The 24,364-nt window shown below is 34.2% G+C and carries 27 protein-coding genes and 3 pseudogenes; 25 read left to right on the top strand and 5 right to left on the bottom strand.

All coding sequences use genetic code 11. The features are described from left to right. Positions 1-160 precede the first annotated feature (160 nt). Positions 161-1,111, bottom strand: a complete 951-nt coding sequence (locus RTP99_RS21010) for a nucleoside hydrolase (protein ID WP_001125083.1) — start codon at positions 1,109-1,111, stop codon at positions 161-163. 614 nt (positions 1,112-1,725) lie between these two features. Between RTP99_RS21010 and RTP99_RS21015 the strand changes: the two genes are divergently transcribed. Beyond that, entirely contained in the window at positions 1,726-2,709 is a 984-nt protein-coding gene (locus RTP99_RS21015) for a hypothetical protein (RefSeq protein ID WP_000796697.1), read from the top strand. 9 nt (positions 2,710-2,718) lie between these two features. Next, positions 2,719-3,645: a hypothetical protein gene (locus RTP99_RS21020; RefSeq protein ID WP_046647685.1), complete on the top strand. Its 927-nt coding sequence runs from the start codon at positions 2,719-2,721 to the stop codon at positions 3,643-3,645. 66 nt (positions 3,646-3,711) lie between these two features. Here RTP99_RS21020 and RTP99_RS21025 read toward each other — a convergent pair whose 3' ends face one another. Continuing rightward, positions 3,712-4,503, bottom strand: a complete 792-nt coding sequence (locus tag RTP99_RS21025) for a hypothetical protein (protein WP_046647683.1) — start codon at positions 4,501-4,503, stop codon at positions 3,712-3,714. A gap of 295 nt (positions 4,504-4,798) precedes the next feature. Here RTP99_RS21025 and RTP99_RS21030 point away from each other — a divergent pair, with 295 nt between their 5' ends. The 23 genes and pseudogenes from RTP99_RS21030 to RTP99_RS21140 all read left to right on the top strand — a co-directional run bounded on the left by RTP99_RS21030 (position 4,799) and on the right by RTP99_RS21140 (position 21,651). Then, the gene (locus RTP99_RS21030; protein ID WP_001996246.1) at positions 4,799-5,062 is read left to right on the top strand and encodes a hypothetical protein; all 264 of its coding nucleotides are present in this window, start codon (positions 4,799-4,801) and stop codon (positions 5,060-5,062) included. A gap of 439 nt (positions 5,063-5,501) precedes the next feature. Further along, positions 5,502-5,768, top strand: coding sequence for a hypothetical protein (locus RTP99_RS21035; RefSeq protein ID WP_001996153.1), 267 nt, complete (start codon positions 5,502-5,504; stop codon positions 5,766-5,768). A gap of 23 nt (positions 5,769-5,791) precedes the next feature. After that, positions 5,792-6,016 (top strand): hypothetical protein, encoded by a 225-nt coding sequence (locus RTP99_RS21040; RefSeq protein ID WP_046647679.1) that lies wholly within the window; start codon positions 5,792-5,794, stop codon positions 6,014-6,016. Between the two features lie 260 nt (positions 6,017-6,276). Then, complete coding sequence (locus tag RTP99_RS21045; RefSeq protein WP_046647677.1) at positions 6,277-6,561, top strand: hypothetical protein; 285 nt, start codon at positions 6,277-6,279, stop codon at positions 6,559-6,561. A 68-nt stretch (positions 6,562-6,629) separates the two neighbouring features. After that, a complete protein-coding gene (locus tag RTP99_RS21050; RefSeq protein WP_046647675.1) occupies positions 6,630-6,881 on the top strand; it encodes a hypothetical protein in 252 nt (83 codons plus the stop codon). A gap of 330 nt (positions 6,882-7,211) precedes the next feature. Beyond that, complete coding sequence (locus RTP99_RS21055; protein WP_046647673.1) at positions 7,212-7,589, top strand: hypothetical protein; 378 nt, start codon at positions 7,212-7,214, stop codon at positions 7,587-7,589. 40 nt (positions 7,590-7,629) lie between these two features. Then, positions 7,630-7,980 (top strand): annotated as a pseudogene (locus RTP99_RS21060) (Rad52/Rad22 family DNA repair protein); the annotation flags it as partial. A 767-nt stretch (positions 7,981-8,747) separates the two neighbouring features. Then, positions 8,748-10,646, top strand: coding sequence for a group II intron reverse transcriptase/maturase (gene ltrA / locus RTP99_RS21065; RefSeq protein WP_002019929.1), 1,899 nt, complete (start codon positions 8,748-8,750; stop codon positions 10,644-10,646). Positions 10,647-10,723: 77 nt separating this feature from the next. Further along, positions 10,724-11,251 carry a hypothetical protein gene (locus RTP99_RS21070; RefSeq protein WP_046647670.1) on the top strand — a complete coding sequence of 176 codons (528 nt, stop codon included), beginning with the start codon at positions 10,724-10,726 and terminating at the stop codon, positions 11,249-11,251. Between the two features lie 80 nt (positions 11,252-11,331). Further along, a complete protein-coding gene (gene dnaN / locus RTP99_RS21075; protein WP_046647669.1) occupies positions 11,332-12,444 on the top strand; it encodes a DNA polymerase III subunit beta in 1,113 nt (370 codons plus the stop codon). Between the two features lie 12 nt (positions 12,445-12,456). Then, positions 12,457-12,786 (top strand): hypothetical protein, encoded by a 330-nt coding sequence (locus RTP99_RS21080; RefSeq protein WP_000062338.1) that lies wholly within the window; start codon positions 12,457-12,459, stop codon positions 12,784-12,786. Beyond that, positions 12,770-13,327, top strand: coding sequence for a hypothetical protein (locus tag RTP99_RS21085; RefSeq protein ID WP_312367406.1), 558 nt, complete (start codon positions 12,770-12,772; stop codon positions 13,325-13,327). Before RTP99_RS21080 ends, RTP99_RS21085 begins: the two co-directional genes overlap by 17 nt. Next, entirely contained in the window at positions 13,324-14,133 is an 810-nt protein-coding gene (locus tag RTP99_RS21090) for a hypothetical protein (RefSeq protein WP_046647668.1), read from the top strand. Before RTP99_RS21085 ends, RTP99_RS21090 begins: the two co-directional genes overlap by 4 nt. Before the next feature lie 16 nt (positions 14,134-14,149). After that, positions 14,150-14,971, top strand: coding sequence for a hypothetical protein (locus tag RTP99_RS21095; RefSeq protein ID WP_046647667.1), 822 nt, complete (start codon positions 14,150-14,152; stop codon positions 14,969-14,971). Continuing rightward, positions 14,949-15,593, top strand: coding sequence for a hypothetical protein (locus RTP99_RS21100; protein WP_046647665.1), 645 nt, complete (start codon positions 14,949-14,951; stop codon positions 15,591-15,593). Before RTP99_RS21095 ends, RTP99_RS21100 begins: the two co-directional genes overlap by 23 nt. A 48-nt stretch (positions 15,594-15,641) precedes the next feature. Continuing rightward, positions 15,642-16,604, top strand: coding sequence for a hypothetical protein (locus tag RTP99_RS21105; protein WP_046647663.1), 963 nt, complete (start codon positions 15,642-15,644; stop codon positions 16,602-16,604). Positions 16,605-16,653: 49 nt separating this feature from the next. Next, a pseudogene (locus RTP99_RS21110) lies at positions 16,654-16,964 on the top strand (hypothetical protein). A gap of 2 nt (positions 16,965-16,966) precedes the next feature. Further along, positions 16,967-17,149, top strand: a complete 183-nt coding sequence (locus tag RTP99_RS21115) for a ubiquitin-activating E1 family protein (RefSeq protein WP_000029266.1) — start codon at positions 16,967-16,969, stop codon at positions 17,147-17,149. A gap of 631 nt (positions 17,150-17,780) precedes the next feature. After that, the gene (locus tag RTP99_RS21120; RefSeq protein WP_308125547.1) at positions 17,781-19,658 is read left to right on the top strand and encodes a reverse transcriptase domain-containing protein; all 1,878 of its coding nucleotides are present in this window, start codon (positions 17,781-17,783) and stop codon (positions 19,656-19,658) included. 116 nt (positions 19,659-19,774) lie between these two features. Continuing rightward, a pseudogene (locus tag RTP99_RS21125) lies at positions 19,775-20,452 on the top strand (ubiquitin-activating E1 family protein); the annotation flags it as partial. Between the two features lie 19 nt (positions 20,453-20,471). Next, complete coding sequence (locus RTP99_RS21130; RefSeq protein WP_046647660.1) at positions 20,472-20,843, top strand: hypothetical protein; 372 nt, start codon at positions 20,472-20,474, stop codon at positions 20,841-20,843. 21 nt (positions 20,844-20,864) lie between these two features. Further along, positions 20,865-21,251: a nucleotidyltransferase domain-containing protein gene (locus tag RTP99_RS21135; RefSeq protein ID WP_046647657.1), complete on the top strand. Its 387-nt coding sequence runs from the start codon at positions 20,865-20,867 to the stop codon at positions 21,249-21,251. Continuing rightward, positions 21,238-21,651 (top strand): HEPN domain-containing protein, encoded by a 414-nt coding sequence (locus tag RTP99_RS21140; RefSeq protein ID WP_046647655.1) that lies wholly within the window; start codon positions 21,238-21,240, stop codon positions 21,649-21,651. The genes RTP99_RS21135 and RTP99_RS21140 overlap by 14 nt, the downstream gene beginning before the upstream one ends. A 284-nt stretch (positions 21,652-21,935) precedes the next feature. Here RTP99_RS21140 and RTP99_RS21145 read toward each other — a convergent pair whose 3' ends face one another. Genes RTP99_RS21145 through RTP99_RS21155 form a run of 3 tightly spaced genes read right to left on the bottom strand, consistent with a single transcriptional unit; the run spans position 21,936 to position 24,248 of the window. Then, positions 21,936-22,511 carry a hypothetical protein gene (locus RTP99_RS21145; protein ID WP_046647653.1) on the bottom strand — a complete coding sequence of 192 codons (576 nt, stop codon included), beginning with the start codon at positions 22,509-22,511 and terminating at the stop codon, positions 21,936-21,938. 26 nt (positions 22,512-22,537) lie between these two features. Beyond that, complete coding sequence (locus RTP99_RS21150; protein ID WP_046647651.1) at positions 22,538-23,296, bottom strand: SAR2788 family putative toxin; 759 nt, start codon at positions 23,294-23,296, stop codon at positions 22,538-22,540. 16 nt (positions 23,297-23,312) lie between these two features. Continuing rightward, the gene (locus tag RTP99_RS21155; RefSeq protein WP_046647649.1) at positions 23,313-24,248 is read right to left on the bottom strand and encodes a S8 family peptidase; all 936 of its coding nucleotides are present in this window, start codon (positions 24,246-24,248) and stop codon (positions 23,313-23,315) included. Positions 24,249-24,364 lie beyond the last annotated feature (116 nt).

Raw genomic sequence — 24,364 nt, forward strand, 5'->3', positions numbered from 1 at the left:
AATCTAGTAGCAGAAGCTACCCTGTGGGAATGCGACTTCTTGTCGCACCATAATTCTCGATATAGGAAGTTCTATTTTAGTAAACTCATAGCAACTACAATACATCCAACTATAAATAATTCTTTTTTAAATATGTATTTTTATCTTTACTTAGGATATGCTATAGTCTTTTCCTTAAAAATGTTTCCATAATATCTCTCTTAAATCTTTCATAATTGAACTGAAAAGCGATATTATGTGTTTTATAACCTGGATTTGTCACAAAACGAAAGTCTGCGATACTTTGACCAAATCCTTCTCCTTGATCGGGAATTACTTTGATGGGCACTTTTGACAGACGAACTGCATCTGGATTCAACAAATACCATATTGTTACAAAATCATGCATAGGGCTTCCTCCTATGCCAGGATTCGATTTAGAGTAGAAATTATAGTAGTAGTCTAACATAGGTTTGATGATGAGTCCTGCAAGGTCTTGTGTATTCCGGTGAAATGCATCAATTTGTTGAACCATTTCAGGTGTAACAATCGCGTGTTGGGTGACGTTTAATGGAATAATTGTCAAATTCTTCGCATGCTGCAGAATTAAGTTTGCTGCATAAGGGTCTGCGTAAAAGTTAGCTTCAGCCACAGCAGTCACGTTTCCGGGGTAAAAAAAGGCTCCACCCATGCAAATGTATTCTTTCACATTCCGCATTGCTTCTAAATTCAAAATAAATGACGTAGCCAATGATGAAAGTCTTCCCAAATTGATAATTGTAAGATCGTCTAAATTTGAGTTTATAATTTTGTAAATATCATTTATGGGATAAATTGGATAAGGGATTTCAGGTGGAATGATAGGTCCTAGTCCTACTTTTCCATGTACTTCAGGAAAATATTGAACCAATATACCTGTTAAAGGTACAGAAGCACCGAGAAATACGGGTATCTCTTTTCTTCCCGAAATATACTTCAAATAGTTAATATTTTTTATAGCATTCTCTCTCGATACATTTCCATAATCCGCTACAATCCCCACAAGTTGGATATCCTTACGAAAAAAGGTGTACAGAATAGCAAACACATCATCAATTCCCAAATCTGTAAACAAGAGAACTTTTTTGGGCATATGTTTTCCTCCAAAAGCCATAAAATTTTATTTTTACTAAGGATGTAATGAATAGGCTTGTACTATATTTGATATATATTTGATATATATTTTATATATTCTTCAATAGTACATTTTGTTCATCTATAACTTTAGATATCTTATATGTGTTTGCATCTAAAAAAGTATTTTTGTTTTGTATATTGTATACAAGTACAGTTAACATAACGCATCATTATTGGTAGAGAGGAAAAAAGCGGGCCCTTACTCTCACAGGGAGTCCGCTTTTTTTTGTTCTATGGATCTATTCAATTTTTTATACATTCCTATCTTGGTGCGGTTTTAGGGTTCTCGTTTGTTACTGAATTACTCGAAAAATTGTATAAAATTATGCATACTCTTAGCGTGTTTTTTCCGAAATACTAGCGGTCCCCCTAGTAAGGCTGCATTCTAGATTTTGATTTAACCTATAGCAAACTTATGATTTTAAAATTATTCTTGCATTTGAGTAGAAATACCATTATATTTGTATTAACAACTATATAAATAAACCATAATTTACGTGAAGGACACACCTTACGTACCATCCCAACGGTACAGGTGTGTCCTTTTTTACGTTCTAGGAGGAAAATATAATGGCAGAAGATAAGACAAACACTCAAACTGTAGAAGAACTTGGAATGGCTTTTGAAGCAGAGAACCTACAAGGTGACACAGTGCTAGAAACAAACTTTAATCAATTTGAGCGAGTACGTGATCATGAACTAGAGGAATTAGCCCGTATGAAACGTGAGCGTACTGTAGGAAAAGGCTTGATTACAGTCGTATCTGAAAAGCTATTCCCAACTAAAAACGGAAAGTCTGAGCGTATACAAGTACTTACAATGCAAATTGGTACTCATACAACAGCATATTGCCCCATTACAGAGGCAGGTATAAATGTTCCTAAAAATCCTCAATGGCTAGTTGGTAGAACCAAGCCTTTAATCATTGAACACTTCCAAAAAACGGAGGAAGGCAACTTTGCTGTTGTATCTATCACTGCAGGAGAATTGGCACTTCAAAAAAGATTATATGAAGAAGTGACAGCGCAAGAGGGCAACAAGGTATACACAGGAACCGTTTCAGGACATATCCCATCTGCACAAACAGTCTTAGTTGAAGTACACGGTGTAACAATAGGTGTACGGTACTCACACTGGTCCTATACATTCGTCCGTCCGGAGGATATTGTCATTGGTGATGTTGTAGAACTTATCATCGATAAAGTAGGGGAAAAGAATGGCCGTTATGAATTTAGAGGAAATAAAAAGAAACTAGAAACAGATCCAATTGAAAAATTGTTAGAACTAAAGAAACGCCGTGACCGATTTGTAGGTAAAATTGTAGGGGTAGACGCTATTGCGGGTATTTTCGTAGAGGTTGCACCAGGAATTCAGTTTAAAGGACTCAAGAGCCGTAATCTTGCCAATCCAACTGTAGAAGATGCGAAAAATCAAACGATTGTTACATGTGAGCTGCTTAATATCGACGCCAAAAATAGAAAAGGTACAGTGCGTATCCTAAATTATCCGCAGGGACAAAGTAAAAAAACTAATTCGTCAATTTTCCAATTTTAATGGATGACTATGCGTACAATAGAGAAACAATTGCCTACTTATGTCCCTTCTATTCCTCATTTATCAAGTGAGGATGTACAGGGACTTAAAATATATCGAATACATGAACTGGATAAAACCTATGTATTCCATTCTTTTGACGAATTGGTTAAGTTTAAGCAGCGTTTAACAGAAGAACAGTATACCGTACTTGCTTTCATTGGTGTTCATACATCTGTTCGATTTAATCATTTATTATATTTATTTAAGGATAAATATTCACGTAAGAAAATAAATGATGCACTTCAAGGATTACTTTACTACCGTCTAATTGAAAAATGGCAAGTGGAGAGTTTTGATATGGAGATCTTTGAAGAAACATATACGTTATCCGACAATGGTTACAAATTTTTAAAATACTGGCAGGGAAATATGTTCTTCTTTGCTCCAGAACGAATTGATAATCACGGTAAATATGTTCACCTACGTTATTGGCACGATATAGATTTAATCTGCCATCTACGTTATGCTCCATCGTTTTTAGGGCATATCATGCATCCATCTATTAGTAAAGGGGTTTTTACCCCTCCTTTAAGTTTTGCAGTGCAAGGCGGAGTAAATCATAAATTTAATTTCGTTGTATACTCCTCCCTATTAACAGATAAAAAGGATCGTTTAAAACGAATTATTGCTCGATGGAAAGATTTCGTAGAGTCAGGAAAAGATGTTATTATGCAAGATTTAGGAAACAATCCTACAGTCTTAGTTATATATGTTTCTACTGAAAACCAAGCAAAGAAAATTAATAATGAACTATTACTCGACCTGCTTCCTGGTAAAGTATTGTTATGTATAGGAGAAACCTTGCACATACAAGGATTGCAACATGCATTTTATGAGCCCCTTGCAGAAGGGGAGATTAAACAATTAAATACAAAGTTATTCATAACAAACTAAGCCACCCCTGCACTCTTAAGGGGTGGCTAGTTTTCTTATATAAGCTTTAGAATTTCGTAATGTAGGCTAAACCTTTTTAAGTAGTTTTTCCATAAATTCATTATGTAACTGTATACCCTCGTCATATAGACTATTAAACTTATCTAGTGTATCTTCTTCTTCCATAGTAGGATCAAAATAAAGTATATCTGTAGCTTCCCATAATTTTGCCCCAGCTTTTCTAAATATTTTTTCTTCTTCTTCTAATTCTTTAGGCGGAATTGCAGTTAACACTTTATCAAGATGCTCCTGGGCTTGTCTCATAAGAGCTTGTACAGATTTTTTATCTTTCGCAAATGGTTTATCATCTTTAAAGCAAGCAAGAAATGCTTTTAATTCCTTAGAGACAATCGATATATATTCTTCTTTAGTAATACGTCTATAATCTCTATTTTTTTCATGAAGTTGGTTTCGTGCATTTTCACCTAATTTTTCCTCGAAGGAATTTGAGTAGTTAGACATTTCATCTAAATCTTTTTCGCTAGTGTTATCAAACATATTGGTTGATTTACTAGTTAATTCTGGCATTTTATTAATTTCATTAATTAACATTTTAGAGTATTTTTTATAGTCTTCATGTGCTTCTTTAAATTCAGAAGGAGCATTTATTTTTTGAATTTTATTAATGAGGGAAATAGCTTTTTCAGCATGTTCTTTTCTCTCATTAAATGATAGAGATTTGTCACTCGCCTTCTCCATCTCTTCACCAGATTCATGTCCTACCTTTGCTATTGCTTCAATATATTCTTCTTTAGATACTGAACACGCTGCTAATACTACAAAACACATAATAGCAGTAATAATTTTGTATAATTTCATAAATCCTCCTATATTTACATAAAATATTATTTTAATTCATTATTTTAACATATACAAATATAAAAAAAACAAACTTCATAATTACCATTTCAAATCGGTTGCAAACAATCTTCTCATTAAAAACAACTTAAGAAAATTAATTATCCTGTATCTGCCCCTATACAAATTACGGATTTTACGAAATAATATTCTTTGACACCTTTATGCAGAAAAACAATATATACAAATATAATCATTCGTGTAAAGGAATATATTTGAAAGGGGTAACACATTGCTACGTATACAACGAGGGTACATGTATGATCCAGATGATAATGAGGTCATTGTAAACGAAATTTTCTACAACGCTGCATCCGAACAAAAGTTAGGAAGCAAAATGGGTGTGTTTGCTGCAGAAAAACTCCCTACTTCCATTTTTAAAAAAGTTCAAGAAAACGAAAGTATGTCTTATATGGAAAGTATGGAAGTAGAAGAACAAACCATTCCAGAAATACTTTGTTATTTAGACCAAAATCAAAAACCAGAAAAACTCTATTTTGAAATGCAGTACATGAAGTAACAACAAGAACTGAAATAAGAGGGGATTTATAAACGTTGAAACAGGGGCATTATTATATAGTACATAAAACAACTATATATAAATTCCCTTCTTATTTTTGTTCCCTTAAAACAATTGAATATGATATAAAAATAGATTAATATATAACTATATTTATTGTTTAATTGATTCCGTTTATTCCCACACCTTTTTTGTGTTGTGGTTGAGTTGTAGAAGCAAGTTGCGTCTTGTTTCATTTGTGAAAGGGCTTCTTTGAGCCGATTAGTGTATATATAGCTTATTTTGCTATGCACATTTTTAATCGACTTAAAGAAGCCCTTTTTGTGTTGTCTTTAAGTTAGGAAATACTTGTATTAGACCATTTAGGCTAAACGAATAATAAGAGTGACTAAAGCACAATTTTAAGGTGCTTTTTTCTATTTGGGGAGGGGAACTATTAATGAAATTTTATAAGGTTAGTTACGGGGAAAATCAAGCTATAGCACTTATTGCAGCCAATAGTCCATATGAAGCAGTAGGATTTTATTTAATGGAAGCGCAAAGTGATTATGGTGAAGTAGAGTACGTTAATATAAAACGATTAGATTTGCATGAGCGAGTAAAGGTAGATTATGGACATATAGCAATCTATGACACCGTAGAAGAAATCTATCATCGTCAAAAGATTGTAAATTTCCCATGTGTTATAGCAAATTTACTACCATAAATTTAATAAAGTAGGTGTATATTATGAATGTTGAAAAAGAATTAAGAGAGATTTTATATTGTAAACAACTTATGAGGGATATGTTCTCTTTGTCAATTGAGAGAATCGAATATTTAGGTAAAGGGACAGTCTATATGTATTTTGCAGTAGTTTCAGAGCATGAACCGAATGTTTTCTATCGTATAGATAAAGATCTTGATACATTCAGGTTTGAAAAAGGCTCCTGGGCCTATGCTATTACACTGTAAAAAAGCTAATTTAGAGAATGTCGAATAATAAAAGCGGTAAGAAATTTCAACCAAATCCAAGGGTTTATCATATCCTACTTTTGTTAAGAATTTCTGAACTCTCCGTTTTTAAGAACATTTCATAAAAGAGACATAGTACAGTAGATATAGAATGGAATGCAACTATAGAAAATATGGGATTTATATATAGGTAAGGAACTTGTTGCAATGCTAAAAGCACAAGGAATTAGAAAATGTAAACCTGAGAGGAGCACTACAATATGATTACAGTTAACCGAGGATATATGTATGATCCAGATGATAATAAGGTCCTAATTACCGAAATTTATTATGAAGCTGCTACAGATACTAAATTAGGAAGTAAAATGGATAGCTTATCTTACTCAGCCATTCCTAATGAGATTAAAGAAAAAATAGAAGCAGCCGCTTCATTATCCTATGTGGAAAGCATTGAGATGTCTCAGCAATTAGCTGTCGTATATCAAAATGAAATTAACATGTATGGAAAACCAGAAAAATTATACTTTGAGTTAACTAGTATATAAGAGGGAAAAAAGACATTGGACGTATTTGTTCAGTGTCTTTTTTATTAATTTATAGAGGAGAATATAAAATGAATAGTGTAACTGAAATAGAAACAAGTCTTTGGACAATTTGTGTAGGGGATATTTTTAGCAATGGTCGTATGCCATACCATCTAAAAGTTGTAAAAATTGAAGTAGAAGATATGATGAAACCAGACGATGCGAAGGTATATAGTATACCTGTTCACCCTAAAAATCATAGAAGACGTATGAAAATAATGGATGTTTCAGAACATGTTTCTTATCGAGCTTGGTATTATAATGAGTTTTGGAGCAAATAATATACTATGGATGAAAGAGTGATACGGTTGTTTCACTCTTTTTTACTTGCATTAAAAATAAAGATAGTTTAATATACAGATATATTTATTATTTAATTGATTCCGTTTATTCCCACACCTTTTTTGTGTTGTGGTTGAGTTGTAGAAGCAAGTTGCGTCTTGTTTCATTTATGAAAGGGCTTCTTTGAGCCGATTAGTGTATTTATAGCTTATTTTGCTATGCACATTTTTAATCGACTTGAAGAAGCCCTTTTTGTGTTGTCTTCAAGTTTGGAGTTATTGTATAGCCAGCACTTTAGGCAATTATTTTATTAATTAGGGGGAAACATCATGAATTTAGCCATGGAAAAATCACAAGGGAAATTACAAAATGATGCTCATTTACATGACATTATTAAAGAAATTAAAGAACTAGCTAATCCTTTATGGATCAGTTCTTTATCAATGTTGCAAGCGCACAATCAAAACTTCAATACGAAAGCTACGACATTTAAGGATATTACCATTTCTGATTTAAGAGATTTGAAAGTAAGTTTAAGTCTCATTTATGCAGCAAGGAATATCAGTTGTAAAAGTATAGAGGATTTGAATAAGCGTCTATCCATTCAGTCAGGAAAAGATATTACTTCCTATGAGGATTGGCTGCTTCATGAAAACAGAGGAATTATATGTGAAATGATTGATGAACTTCGAAAGAAAGAGTGGTAACACCCAGATTCGAAATAACAAGTAATACAGGAGGATTATTATGACGAATATAATGGAAAGTTTACAAGCTGAATTTCCGTTCGAACAATTAGGTTGGAAAATTACACATACATTTGAAAGCCAAGGTCGTTTTTTTGCGTATGTAGCTCCATTTGTTGACGCACGCGCCATTCAGGACCGATTTGATGAAGTCTTTGGTATTGATAAATGGCAAGTGTCTTATGAAAAATGGGGTGAGAAGGCAACGAAATGTACCATATCAGTGTTTTTGAATGAACGTTGGATATCAAAAGAGGATGGAAGTGAAGAATCTGACTACAGTTCTGTAAAAGGTGGCTTTTCGAATAGTTTAAAAAGAGCTGCTGTACTTTGGGGCGTGGGAAGATACCTTGTGTGAACTGTTCTCGCACAAAAAGTTGTGGAAACACACTATATAAAAGCGAGGGAACTATAAAATGTTCTAACTGCATGTTTGACTATCAAGACTCGGAAGTAAGTCTTGCAAGAACATCGTAAACTCTTGAAAAGGTCTAATACTACGGATAGCAATAATAGAGAACCCTATCATTGTTATGAGCCCGTTGAAGGCGGTGAAAATCGAACCTAAATTCCTCAGGGAACATGGTAAGAAAAGTAATCGGGACGCCATAAAATAGCTATGGATAGAATGAATCATAGATTCTGGCGAATCACTGAATGTACGTGTCGATACTATCCGTTCCTTAGAAATATGGAGGAGGTAAAACCATACCTTTTCAGTTGTGGAAATGATAATAAGGTATATCAAATCTGCGGATAGGGACTATACCCTATTCATCTAATGAATCAAATTACGATTAGTTCATTAGTAACTGACGGCATAAAGGTGAGTCCTAAGGCTATATGTAAGGCTAAAACATGTGGAACAGTTGAAGTTGGTGAGAACGTCATACGATGGTTAATTATCGGTTCGTGGATATAAGGTATTACACATACAATACTGAAGTTCCTTAACACCAATGGCAGTAGGGTCATAGTACCAAAGAAGGTTATGTAATATAACTAGAGGGAAGGGCCCAAGTCTAATAATCATGCAAAGGCAAAATTATTCTAGGAATGTGTAACAGTAACCGACTAAACCTTAGAGCAAAATCTCAGCAAAAGAGATGATGCAATTTGGTGCGAAAACTAGAAAATACTCTTGAATCAGAAACAGAATTAAAGAGAACATTAGACAAGCTGTACTCAAAAACAAAAGAGCATATGGAAAAAAAGACGAGAATCAAACACACATCTCTCCTTGAAATTGCGATGTCAAAACCTAATATTGTCACTGCGATACACTCGCTAAAAAGCAATAAAGGCTCCATGACTCCAGGGGTAGACGGAAAAACAATCCAAGACTACCTCAGACTATCCGAAGAAAAACTTATCGAGTTAATTCGTGGTAGACTCACAAATTTCAAGGCGCACCTAATAAAACGTGTGTTTATTCCAAAGGCTAATGGCGGACAACGACCTCTCGGTATTCCAACCATAGAAGACCGGATAATTCAACAAATGATGAAGCAAGTCTTAGAGCCTGTACTCGAAGCACAATTCTTCAAATACAGCTTTGGGTTTCGACCAGAAAGAACTACCTATCATGCGTTGGAAAGAGTAAAAGTCCTTGTTCATAACACTGGGTATCACTGGATCGTAGAAGGTGATATTCGTCAATTCTTCGACAAAGTAAACCATAGGATTCTTATAAAAAAACTATGGAGCATGGGAATCAAAGATAGACGAATATTGTGCCTAATAACGGAATTCCTCAAAGCTGGAATCTTCAAAAATATCATTAGAAATGACAATGGTACACCCCAAGGTGGCATATTAAGCCCCCTCTTAGCAAATGTATACTTACATTCCTTCGACAAATGGGTTGCCAAGCAATTTGAAGAATTTACAACCAGACATGAGTATTCGAAACACGATCATAAATTACGAGGTTTAAAATCTTCTAACCTTAAGCCAGGCTATCTAATCAGATATGCTGATGACTGGGTTCTAGTCACTAATAACAAATCCCATGCTTATAGATGGAAGACTGTTATCAAGAATTTTCTTCAGAAAGAACTTAAACTTGAACTATCCGAAGAGAAAACAAGAATAACCAACATCAGGCATAAGCCAATAGAATTTCTTGGCTTCAAATACAAGGTAGTCTTAAAAGGTGTAAAAGGAAAAAAGAAGAAGGATAAAAAGACAAGATATATCAGCCAAATAACTCCTTCTGATAAGAAGATTAAAAGAAAAGTAAAAGAACTCAGAGCCACACTCACTTCTCTCGGCAAAAGATTAAGCCACGATAAACTGAGTAATGCACAGCTAATCTTAGCCTATAACTCAAAGGTTAGAGGATTAATAAATTATTATTCATATGCCACCGAATCTCCCATAATGGATAGAGAAGGTTATAAGTTAAGAAAAAAGACTTTTAATCTTCTATCTAGGCGTGGTGGGGTCTTACATCCTATCAACAAGTGTATTAACCTTGCGGACAAATACCCTAAACGGACACAAAAGACTTTAGCTATTAAAACCGAAGTTGGCTACATTGGCATTATGCATTTAAACCTAACCAAGATGAACGAAAACCTATATAAACAAAAGGTTCAAAATGAAACTCCATACTCTCCTTCGGGACGTAAATTAATCGAGCGAAGAAAGGGAACAAAGGAGTTCAGTGTCAGACTAGATGAAATTACAAGCCTCTCTCTCCTTGAGAAAGTCAGGAAAAAACTTGTGAATTCACCCCGATACAATTTTGAGTACTTTATGAATAGAGGATATGCGTTCAACAGAGATAGAGGAAAATGTAGAATTACAGGAGTCCCACTTGGGAAGCACAACCTGCATGTTCATCACATTAATCCTAATCTCCCGTTAGAAGAAGTCAATAAGCTGCCAAATCTAGCCTGTGTAGATAAGGAAATTCACAAGGCAATACACAATGAAGTTGATATGAGCAGCATCTTGAATAATAAGGAAATTAATAAACTGAAACGATTCAGGAACAAAATTCATGCTATTTGATTATTAGATGGAGCGCCGTATGAGGTGAAAGTCTCACGTACGGTGTGGACCGGGGGAAAAGCCACTCTTAACAGGTAATGCTGAAGAATTGGCTTACCTATCGGTATTATAATGTAAAACCTATAAAAGTAGAACTTTCTACACGTAGCAATGGTCCAAATAGTATCTATGTTTCTTATCAAAAGAAAGGGTACCATTTCACACCACCTACTATGTTACAACAAAAACATAAACAAGGAAGTTCAAAGAAGGAACCATCGAATGGCCAAGTAAGTCTAGGAGTATTAATTCAAAACATACAAGAGCTTGCAAAACCATTAAGTATTACATCCAAGGAGATTCTACTTGCCTATAATCACAATTATAACGCACAAGCAAGAACCTTTGAGGATACGACGATTGGTGGTTTAGAAGGAATGCTAACTAGTTTACAGTTGATTCACGAAGCGAAGAATATTCGTCCTGGAAATGAGAAACAGCTTAACCGGTGGTTATCAGCTCTTATTCCTGGTGATGTTACGTCCTTTAGAGAATGGTTACTTCATGATCATACAGAAGCCATTCATCAACTTATAGAACAGTTAAAAAAACAACAAAGCGCGTAAACCTTTGTTTTATAGCAGGAAAACGAATGAACAGGATATGAGGTCTGTTCTTTTTTTATTACTTTTTGGAGGGATTTATTATGCAATTTACTATTAACCGTACATTATTTATCGAAAAATTAGAGAAAGCTAGTGCTACTGTAGACGTTAAAAACCCAATGCCTGCATTACAAGGTGTTTTATTGGATTGTAATTCAAAGGGAATGATTCTAATGGGGTCAGACGGTACAGAAACAGTAACATTAGTAACTCGCTTTAACGTAAACAGTGGGGATTGTACTGAACCGGGGAAGGTGCTTTTTGCAGCTGCTCCGGTACTTAAAACAATTAAGAAATTCAAAAGTGAATTCATCGGTCTTGAACATAAAAACAATGAGCTAAAAATCGTAGAAAGTAAGAAGAAACAATTTAGCTTTTGTACCATGGATCACGAAGAATATCCTGAAATTAAAATTGAAGCAGGGGAAGACTGGATTTCACTTTCACAAGAACAATTTGTATCAATGGCCAACGGAACATTACATGCTATTCCTGCAATGGATACACGTAAAATCCTAACAGGTGTGAACTTAAAATCAGTTGATGATAAGTTCTTTAGTATAGCAACTGATGCTCACCGTTTAGCCCGTTTACATTTTGATTGTACAAAGATCACTATCGCAAAAGATGGTGGAGTCGTGTTACCGATTAAGTCTCTTAAAACAGCTCTTAAGCTCTTTAATCGTGAAACAAATTTACAATTAAAGCTAATTAGTGATACACAGCTGTTGATCCGTGGCGAAAGTATTATTTATCAGTCTAGATTATTAGCTGGTACATATCCTGATACGGCACGTATGGTACCCGGCGAATTTAAAAGTGAAATACAACTATCACGTGAAGAATTTAAAAACACGTTGGAGCAGCTTTCAGCATTTTCTTCCTTAATCGTACTTACGTCAGAAGGAAAAGAAAGCATCCATCTTAAACCACAAAATTCTCAAGTAGGTACTGCAAGTGTAGAAATTCCATGTAATCAAGTAGAAGCATTTACATTGGCTTGTAATGTGGAATATCTGCTGCAAGCACTACAAACGATAACTTCTGAAACAATCGCGATAAAAATGATTAGTAATCAGAGACCTATCGTTGTAGTGGGAGCAGAGGATACAACTCACTCTAATCTGCAGTTAATTCTACCGGTTCGCGTGTAAGGGGGCATCCAAATGAGTATGAATCACAGTGACTTCTTTGACTTTTTACAGTCAAAAGAAGTCCTTCCTAATAATCAAGAACTTCGTCAATCCTTTGAATCGATTATAAATGGATTTATTGCAAACGAAATGCCTGATTTAGAAAACATACCATTAGAACATATAGATGAATTTGAAAAGCAATTTGAACAGCTACGTCATTATGTCACGTTTTATAGTGGTAATTCATTTCGTATAAATGGTCCAGATTGTGAATTAAAAGAAATGCTACATTTACATCTTTTCACTGAACAACTAGAAGATGTAGAAAAGCAAGGGCTAGAAGATGAGATATTTATTTAATCAAGGAAATGAGATGAAAGTATACATTCGGATACTACGCATACAAAAATTAATTCGTAAATATAACATCCCATTCTTAATCAATATCAATGATTTTCACAGGGACAAGTTGCATATCACAAGTGAACTATTATTCGAGTCGCTTGCGCGTTTTAACGAGCAAACAAGTATATTTTGTCACTTTGCCTTTGGAACTGAAAAAGACTTGTTAGATGGGACGTTATTTAGCTCAGAAGACATGTATTCGAATTTCGCTTCGGATATTAGTTCTATGGCTGCGGAAGGATGTTACTTCGATACAGCTGGTTACTATTTATGTATAGGATCGGAACATATAACACAATCTGATTTTCAATTCGTGTTACATGAATTTTCGTTTAACACCTATCAAAGTGAAGCGTATCCCAGTCATATTTTGATTGAATTTCTAGAGGATGGTTATGAACAGTACTCATTTGATGAATGGGTACTTTCTTATTATGAAATTATAATCCGTCTTGCGGCAATGATTCGAGAAAAGACGAAGGGGAACCAGGTATGAAATTATTATTTACATACAATCAGCAGAAAGTAAGAAGGTATCTACTTTCGTTAAAAATACAAAAGAATGCTCACTTACTACATGAATTACTTGCAGATAAGAAACATGAAGAAGAAATCTACATATTAGATTGTTTAGAGCACTCAAGAGAAATAGACTTCAGCAAGATTTCGGAACGAGCCATTCAACAAGTAATGGCTGCCGTTTCTTATTTAGAAGAGGACTCCAATTTCCCTATTAATTTAGATTCGAAAACTTTACTTGAAATAATCATGATTGCGGAAAAATCTTTAGATACTGATCTTTCCTGCTTCTATACATCGCAATTGTATCTTATGGAGATATTTATGCGTATGTATAGATTAGGAATTCCCGTAAAAGATTATTACCCCAATTATTTAGAACAAGATAATTTCGAAGAATACGATTGTGAGGATTCATTTAAAAGCTGGGGGGATGACTTAATTCAAGATATGAAATTACATCATGAAGAGGTAGATAGCGACGATAAAGATACTCTAATCATATATTCGAATCTATTTCATATACCCATGGATGAATTAAACCGCATTATCGAGAATGCATGGAGTCCAATTGGTGAAATGTTCTCTAATATCAAGATAGAGGATCAAAGTTTCTTTCATTCAATCCAGAATCAGTTTGATATACGTATGCTTTACCAAGCTGAAGAGGAAAAACTTTACCTTTTCTATGATGATGATACATATTTTCCAGCAATTAAACGAATTGAGATGTTACTTCGTATCTTTGAAGAGATACAGTTAACAAAAAATATAGCAAGTTAGTACAGAGGGCCTAAAAATGAAGAAATTATTTAGCTATGCATCTAATGTAGCGATGTCAAACTACTTACTATCACTTAAGTTAAACAAAACTTATAGCATTGTATGTTGGGAACAAATTAAACAAAGATATCAAGAGGAAATATATATATTAGAAAGCCTTTCTAAAGATATAGAGATAGATTTCAACAAAATCTCTCATGGGGCAATTGGTAAAATCCTAACTTGTGTGGATTTTCTAGATGAAAACCAATCACTAAGGTGGGAGGACATAGAAACAACAGATACGATTGTAATCTTCTTACTTTCCATGAACCTATTAAACATAAATCTATCTAAATTTTATTCATGTCAATTTCATTTCTTACATTACTTTAAAAGGCTGCATGCGCTTTCGATTGATGTAACACAGTATTCTCCATCGTATTTAGAGCGAGAGAATATCTATGAATTAGACCATGAAGAAGGATTTAAAGAATTGGGTACGGACATGATCGAAGATATGGGCTTAGAAGCTTTTCCAATTGATGAAGAAGAGCATGAAAAGCTCTCCACATTATTCGACATACCATTAAAGGAAATACAGGAAGCTGCAGAGGACACATGGGGTGCTATAGCTGAAACGATAGATGGCATATCACCAAAGCATAAAGAAAAAATTTCAATATTACTAGATTGTTATCCAGTAAGGTATTCTTACCAAATTAATGAGGAATCTCTTTATCTCTATTATGGCGAGGAACCATTATACGGGCCATATAAATTTGAAATGTTACTAGATTTATTGGAAGCAATCTATACGCAGGGGGAAACAACAAATGAAGACAGTAGCAATATTTGATGCTTTAGAGCCAAAAGGAATTGTAACCATACAGCAATTTAACAACGAATTATCACGTGGAGAAACTGCCGTTACTTTTAAGGACTTTTATTTAGCTTTAAAAGAAGTTATGGAGCAGGGTACACAAGATAATACTCATTACTCTAGTGGCGTACTCCCAAAAGGTTGTATAAAACACGAGGTGTTATCTAAGAGTGGAGATAAACAAGCTGTTTGGATTGAAGTACCAAAGGCTCAGTGGGATATTCATTTTTTTGAACGACCGTTTCAACAAGTAGGCTTTCCACGTCTATTATTTCGTTATACGGTGTACCAAAAACGAGTTACGAATATCTCTGTCTTTGCTGTAAAAGAAGATATGGAGTTAGAAGAAGGAATGAAATTATATCAATTTCCATATTCTAATGTTCATCCTAGTGGATCTGTATGTACGGGTAGAGTTGTGATACCTGAATTCCGGACTTTAAAAGATTTAGAAACATTTCATGTTTTATTCTTTGCAAGTTCATTCAACCATGACCTTACACATACTCACACGGAACCAGTAGGAGAGTTATTTAAACGATTTGAAAACCAAAGTTTTGATGATTCTATTCTAATAGAATCAGAAATTACTTTTTAATAAATAGCGGGATTATATACAAGAAAACATACTAGGAGGATTTTTAATATGACTAACTTATTCGATTTTTTTGATATGGAAAAACAAGTAGAGGAAACAACAGTACCAGTGAAAAAAGCTGCTTCAGAGCAAGCCACTGCTAAAAAGGAAGAAAAAAAGGAAAAAACAAAAGATAAGACAAAGAGTAGTAAGAAAGTTAAGGCTACAAAATCTACAGATTGTCTAGATAAAATCAATACAACAACGGTTGTTCGTCACGTAGTATTTGGAGATATACCGTTAGTAGATTGGTTTACAGAAGAAGAAATTACACATGGAATCGCTGTTCAAAATGGAGATTCAACAGATGTAAGAAAAATAGAAGCAGAGGACATCCGCGTAAAATTAGAGCATCGTTATCCCTCATTTGTTAAAGGCTTAACTGTCATTAAATTTGATGAGGATACAAATGCACTACTTCCGATTTTAACTGTCGGCGCAAAAGGAGCAAGTACTGTAGAGGGACAATCTATTTCAGATTGTCCTTTTTCTTTTGGTGCTTGGCGTAAGCATTTTTTACCTGGGGATTTTATTCCGAGGATCTTATTAATGGACTTTATCATTATTGCACAGGCCATTTCTCGTAAACGTGATTGCGAATTACATGCTGATATCTATTTCAATACAGAGCGTGGTTATTTTATGGACTTTCCACGCCAGCAGGTAGCAACTGAAATTGTAATCCCTGAAACGAATATAGAGATGCAGTCTATCGCTATGAAAATTATGGAGATACATAGTCATCATCGTTTCTCTGCTGAACCAAGTGATTTAGATGATCAAAGTGAACGGGCTCCTATTCTTTATGCAATTGTTGGCAGAATAGAGGATGTTTTCCCTGAACTACTTGTACGCACTTGTGTAAATGGGGAATTTCATTCTATTAACCCTAACTTTATATTTGCAGGAGAATATGCAACGAAAGGGATAAGCCAAAATTACGATTTAAGTAGGATCACACTTTTAAAATAGATACACAAGGGGGCGTAAAAGAGACATATTTTATGTCTCTTTCTTTATTATGACAACATTAAAAACAATTCACGGCTCAATGTTTACAAAGATAAAGCACTACATGTTAGTTCTTACAAAGAATAAACATGCAATAGAGGAATCGCATGATGACTATAAGCTATTTCAATTTATGTGCAAGTTAGAGATGAATCACATATATAAAGCATTAGAAGGACAGAGGAAGGAGTCATTTATGCTGCACCGATACTATTGATGCATTCATTTGACTTGTATACCGTGCATAGGATTACAAATTTATCGATTCCATTTCTACGAAATTTAGAGAATACACAATCAAAAGAAAATAGGGGGCTATAAAAATGAGTATTGTTATTGATATTGCAGAAGGAAAGAAGATTGTACCACATATTGTATTAGTAGGTGCTGGAGGAAACGGAGGATTAATTTTACAACATATTGCTCAAATGATGAGTATTTTTCAATTGGATGGCGAAATTGTAGTTGCAGATCCAGACACGGTTGAAGAAAAAGTGCGCCCATAAGGGCCTTGTAAACTCTGATTTAGTAAATCAGCGGGTGAAGTGAAACAAGATAACAACCCGACACCGGTAGCCTTATCCGTAATCGAAAGTGAACGGGGAGTGTAGCATGGCTGCAACGGGATAAGTCACTCTAATGTCATGAGTGCGACTGAATTTCTAGGTGTACCGTGGTAAACAAGGTTGAATGCTAAACTGCGTGAAGGATAAATCAAGGGGTCTTATCAACGACCATATCGAAATAGACATTGAAACGATATGTCTCTAGTTCATCTCATCTATTTTTTTTGGAGAGAGGTGTGTTTCACACTAGAGAACCGACTAAAGTACATTAGTAAAGATTGAAAGTCCCAACCGATATTACTACAAACTATTTACAAGGTACTAAATGGGGATTACCTAAGTGGAAGCGCCATTTATGGCTATAGAGGATGATTTCAAGGTGAAAACCAAGAAATGTGGCTCTTGAATATTCCATATGGTAACGGAGCCTTCGTAGTAGTCAGAGATAGGGAAAGCCTATCACACTAACGTATTACAAACTGCGTTAGGTCATGGTTGTGAAATCAAGATGGCGAAGGAAGGCAGTCAATTAGTTCATGATGATAATAAACAGGAAGGAAGCGAGATGCTAATGAGAAATCCAGTTTATGTATTGAACACCTTGTCAAAGAATACTATTAAAGAAAACTATAAGTTCAAAAGATTATATAGAAACCTTTATAATCCGGAATTCTACTATAAAGCTTATCAAGAAATATATGCCAATCCAGGTAATATGACTAGAGGAACCATAAATAACACTGTTGATGGTTTCTCAAAAAATAGAGTATCTAAAATCATCAACAATATTAAAAATGGTAACTATAAACCTACCCCTGTTAAGCGAGTTTATACTGATAAAAAAGGGAGTAAGAAAAAACGTCCTCTTGGGGTACCGACATTTGACGATAAACTTGTCCAATTAGTAATAAAGTACATCTTAGAAGCTATTTATGAACCAAACTTCTCTGAGAACTCACATGGATTCAGAAAAAATAGGGGTTGTCATACTGCTCTGAAACAAATTAAAAAGAGTGGTAGTGGAACTAAATGGTTTATTGAAGGTGATATTCAAGGTTTCTTTGACAATATTGATCACCATATCCTAATTAACCTACTAAGAAAACGTATCAATGACGAAACACTTATCGGGTTAATATGGAAGTTCCTTAGAGCTGGGTACATGGAGGATTGGCAATTCCACAAAACATTCAGCGGAACACCACAAGGAGGTATTCTTAGTCCTCTTCTTGCCAACATATATCTAAACGAACTAGATATATACATGGAAAAATATGCTGAAAGATTCGGAAAAGGTCAACCAAAAGACAGAGAAGTTGATAAAAGATATCAATACTTACACCTCAAAATAAAAAGAGGTCGTAAGAAAGCTGACTTACTAAGAGAACAAGGTAAACTCAATGAAGCTCAAGAATTAATCGAGCAAGTCAACGAATGGGTTAAGGAAAGAGGGAAACGTCCCTACTACAATCCAATATCGGATAAATTCAAGTCTCTAAAATATGTTAGATATGCTGACGACTTCATTATAATGATAATCGGCAGTAAAGATGATGCCAAAGCCATTAAATCTGATATAGCTCAATTTATCAATGAAGAATTGAAATTAACTTTATCAGAAGAAAAGACACTTATCACCCACTCTAGCAAGAAAGCAAAATTTCTTGGATACAACGTCAATATCACTAGAAATGAGCTATTTACCAAATACTCAGTGAAAGGTGCTAAAAGAAGACATCACAATCTAAAAGTAAGACTTGAAATACCCCATGAAGCATGGCGAAATAAATTACTTGCCATGAATGTTTTAGAAATGAAGTATGTGAATGGGAAAGAAATTTGGAAACCAAAGCATAGACCAGAAATGGCACACTTAGATGATCTGGAAATACTACATAATTATGTATTACAGATTAGAGGGATGTACAACTACTACAAATATGCAGTTAATTCAACGGTACTCCAAAAATTCAGTTACGTTCTAGAATACAGCATGTATAAAACATTCGCCAATAAATATAAAAGCTCAATTAGCAAAATCAAGGGGAAATATTGCAAAAACGGTGTATTCGTGGTCAAGTACAAAGATAAAAAAGGCAAACAACACTCTCATTCTTTCTACAGGGAAGGGTTTAGAACGGTTGATATAACTAAGATGAAAACACAAGAAAATAACATCGACAACATGGTAGCCTCAAGAGCTCACATGTCAACAACTAGTCTTATGGATAGATTATCAGCCAACAAATGTGAACATTGTGGTAAAACCGATTCTAACTTAGTAATGCACCATGTTCGAAAAATGAAAGATGTTGAGAAAGGCAAAGCCAAATGGCAAAAATTAATGATTGCCCGTAGACGCAAAACATTAGCCGTGTGTGAGGATTGCCATAATGAAATTCACTATGACATGAGAGTAGAACTTATAGCGAAAAACAGAAAAAAGTAACTTTGACAAGCAATTGATGGAGAGCCGTATACTCTGAGAGGAGTACGTACGGTTCGGTGAGGGGTTTTGAGAAACCTATCATAGCAATATGACAAGGCGCTCGCTTCCTACTCTACAACCTTGGAAATCAACTCTTTATTCGACCTGATGTTGGTAAATACAAAGCACAAGTACTGGCTCGTCGATATAAAGCTGGCTATAACGTTCCTATCTCTTCCTTTACGTCACAGTACATAGAAGACATAGAAACAATGCAGCAGTTGTTTGGTAATAAATATGATTTATTAAAAAAACAACATAAAGACGACTACTTGTATCTGCCAATTGTAATTGGGGCAGTAGATAATATGTTTTCTCGTGAGGTCTTTCATCAATTCTTCCATCAATCGGATAATCTTCTTTACATCGATGTAGGGAATACAGCTGTAACCGTTCCTGATAATTGGAGAGAAGTAAATAAAAGACATTGGACACCTCAACAAATAGCTGATTATAAAAACAGTGGTTATAACGGACAAGCAGTATGTGGAGTTAAATTGAATGGCGAGGTCATTCTTTCACCGCTTGGCGATTTATTTCCGGATGCTTTTACGAAAAAAGAAACGGCTCCAAGTCAATTAAGTTGTTCCGAATTAGCTGCTTCAGAACCACAGCGCGTTATTACCAATAAGTTCGCTGCCATGACTGTTGCCCAATTCGTTAACGAACTCTTTGATGAAGGTACCGTATCGAATCACTATATCATTTTCCAAGCTCAAAAGGCTTTTATGAAAGCTGCACCAATTGAGAAGTAATGATATAGGAGGGGACAAGATGAGAGTGTATCAATTAGATTCCACTCAATTACAACACAGTTTAACACCAACAAACATGTGTAATGGTGTTCTACAATACTACCAATATAAACAGTATACCGTTGTATCTGTACTTGATTTATCAAAGCAAGATTCCGAAATGATACCATTGCTTCTGGCTTGTTTAGCAGGGGCTTTGATTCATTTCAATCCGGATTCTTTTTTAGCGAAGGATGAATCTAGCATTTTATATTGGTGTAGAAAGAACTTTAAAGGATTTCATAGTATCTCTGACGATGGATTTTTACAAGATTTCAAGCAGATATACGAATGTTATCAAGCATTGCAGAACGTTGGGAAACAAGAGAAAAATATAAAAATAAATATGTAATAGCAAGGAGAAGAGGAACACATGTATAATATACTTAAACGTCAATATAATTACTTTATCCGAGGAGTGATTCGGATTAACGAAGAAGTACAAAGGGAATTGGACCTATTGGTGCAAAAGATTCGTGAAACTGTATCTTCTGTCCAAAAAATCATCCTTTTTGGCTCTCATGCATATGGCACACCAAATGAAGACAGTGATTTTGATCTCTGTATTGTTGTGGAAGGTGTCGGAGAAAGAAAAAGAGAAGTCATTAATCGTATCAATTGGGGTATTTATGATGTTATGGAAACACCAGTTGATATTTTAGTGTATGGGCCAGAAGAGTTTCAAGAACGTGCTAACCGTACCGTAACTATGGAACATAAGATTGCACTAGAAGGGAAGGTCCTATATGAGAAATACTGAGGATCTAAAAGAATGGGTATTCATTGCAAAATCTGATTTAGATTCTGCTGGTTACTTAACTCACATGAAACCTTTCCCTACTGCAATTATTTGTTATCATAGTCAACAATGTGTGGAAAAACTTCTAAAAGGATTTCTTGCACTAAATGGTAGAATAGTCCCAAAAACTCATAACCTTTTAATGCTGCACAAATCTTGTTGTAGATTAGATGAGGAGTTCTCATTGATTTTAGAACAATGTGTGCAGCTGAATGGTTATGCTACAGACATTCGTTATCCGTATTTTGAAGCACTTACTGTTCAAGATGGATTAATCGCTATACAACATGCTCAAAAAGTAATGAGTTTTTATATGGAAAAGTTAAACAAGTTGAATATACATGAAATCACAGTTGATTAAAAATAGAGGATATACATAAAAGAGAGTGCCTATTAGATAGGGACTCTCTTTTTCTATCTAATAAAAAAGGAGGAATGCTCCATGGCAGTATGAAATGATACTTTGCTATGGGGATAACAATATAACTCTGAATATTTATTAAGAAATTAAAGAGGAATCACCAAGTAATAAAGTGGCAATGCAATGTTTCAAACATGGAATATAAATTTAACTAGAATCAAAAACATGAGTTTAGTACTGTACTAAACCCATGTTCTAGAAGTTATTTACTTTTTATACTTATTCTATTTAATATTCTCGTAATCAGATACCCAAATGACACTGTCCTTAATTAAATATTCATTAGAAGTTTCATCTTCGTAGGAGGTAACCTTTCGGACCTCTAGTAAATTATTTAATAATAATTCTTTTTCTGTTGCAGATAGAGTATTTATTTCATCTTCTAGCCAAATAGAAACTAAATGATATGCCTGCCAGTTGAGAGCAATGTTATTTAAAAATAACGGCTTTTCCAATTGAGTTTGATATTCGACGAATTTATTTTTATACTCTACTATTTGTTCATCTAAAGCTATAATTAGCTGAGAATCTAATAAATCATTTCCATTTATCTGTAATCTTAAATAAAAGTGATCAAACTTAGATTCGGCGGTCGACTTCCAACTTTGAAAAACTTCAACTAATGCACAAATCACTTTCTTTTTATACCAAATTGGTAAATCCTGTGTATCTAGATAATTAAAAGTTTTTACATAATCAAAATGGTTAACCTCTAAAAATTTATTATCAAATTGACTATTCTCTACTTTCCATTCATTCAGCTTTCTTACTCTTCTTTTCCAACCTCTAATTTTTTTCAAGAAATAATACACCTCTGTTCAAACTATTATATTTTTATAGATCTACCTTTAACAGGACCTTTTATCATGTCACCAGTAAGTGGATCCATACTTCCTAGATGCTTACCTTTACTATCATAAACCTCAATGTCGTTATGAGTATGATCCCATTCATAGTATTTCTTTTTTGAACCTTTACCACTAGTTTTTGTTTTTCCTTTATGTGATGATAGACCTTTCCACACTGGACTATTTGATTTTGTTAGTTGCTTAGAAACTTGTCTTAAAGCAGTTTTTCCCCATTTTTTTATAGCAGCTTGGATACCTGCTCTGGCTACTAAAGCTAATACCACTGGAACGGCTGGTATTACAGAAGCTTGAAGTTTTGTTGTATCATACTCATATATTTTACCAGTTTTTTGATCTCTAAAGTTGGCGATGAATACTTCTTCATTTGATTCAATGACTTCAACATCAAAATTTACTTTTATTTCTTCTCCATTTTCATCAATAAAGTTTCCATTAACCTGAATATCACCTGTTTCTTTATCTAAAGAAACATCCGTTGATGCGGTAAAATCTTCAGCATTTACTGCACTTTCTACTATAATTTCTGCACTATTATCTGTAACAACCTCAACGTTCAACCCTTCTGAAACGCTACTATCAACTTGTTGTTCTACATTTTGATCAATTAGGTCTGTTTCTTGTGTTGCAGCATTAGCTTCATGAACAATAATCCCTAAATTAGGAATTAAAGTAATAAATAAAGTCAATATCATTATTTTTATTAATAATTTTTGCATCTTTAGTCACTCCTAGTCATTTTTGTATTAAACCATAGCCAAATTCATTATCATAACCCGTACTTCCTAGATCTATTGAACGCTCAATTAAAATTTTTTTAATTTGGTCCAAGTTAAGCGTATTATCGCCCTCAGCTAATAATGCAGCTATAACACCAGTTGCAAATGCAGTTGCAAACGATGTTCCACTATATGTGGAATACCCTCCATCTTGATTAGTTGACAATATATCAACTCCAGGAGCTGCAAAATCTATTTTTCCTTTGGCAGATGAGCTAGCACGTTTAAATTCTTTATTTACTGATGATATAGATATAACATTTTCATACTTAGCGGGATAGTCTACACCCAATCCATAAGTATTACCGGCAGCAGCTACTACAATAATTCCAGAATCTACTGCTTCATCTATTGCTTTTTTTAATTCAGGACTTTCAGATTGTAACCCAAAGCTAATGTTTAATATATTAACTCGTTGTTCTATACACCAACGTATACCTTTAATAAGATGGTCAACATCGCCTTTACCTTGCTTATCAAGGACTTTGACGTCATAGAGTTGAATGTTTGGCATTACACCTAAAATTCCCAAATTATTATTTTCAGCAGCTATGATTCCAGCAATAGCAGTTCCATGGCCAGTTTCATCAATAATAGGATTATTTAAATTAATAGTATTGAATTCTTTTACAACTTTACCTTTTAAATCTTCATGTTCTTTATATATACCATTATCCAAAATAGCAACCTTGATTTTATTTTGAATACCAGTAAATCTATCTTCTATTACAGCCTTTCTTCCCCAAGTTACAGATTGTTCTTCTTTTTTGTAGGGAATGTTAGATTTTGTTTTTGATAACGTAGACTCACTATAAAAAACAAAATAAAAAAGTGAACTACACAAAACTAGTACTGTTAGTATAATAATTAAAATCTTTTTAACCTTATTCACCTCTTTTCTACATGTTTTCAAGGTATGTATTGTAATTAATACTATTTAATCCAAATATAAAGATATCATTCGCGAAAACGCTTTATAAGTCTGCAAATTATTTCTTTTTTATGTTA

It is taken from the genome of Bacillus sp. (in: firmicutes), from assembly GCF_031983925.1.
GTDB classification, from domain to species: domain Bacteria; phylum Bacillota; class Bacilli; order Bacillales; family Bacillaceae_G; genus Bacillus_A; species Bacillus_A pacificus.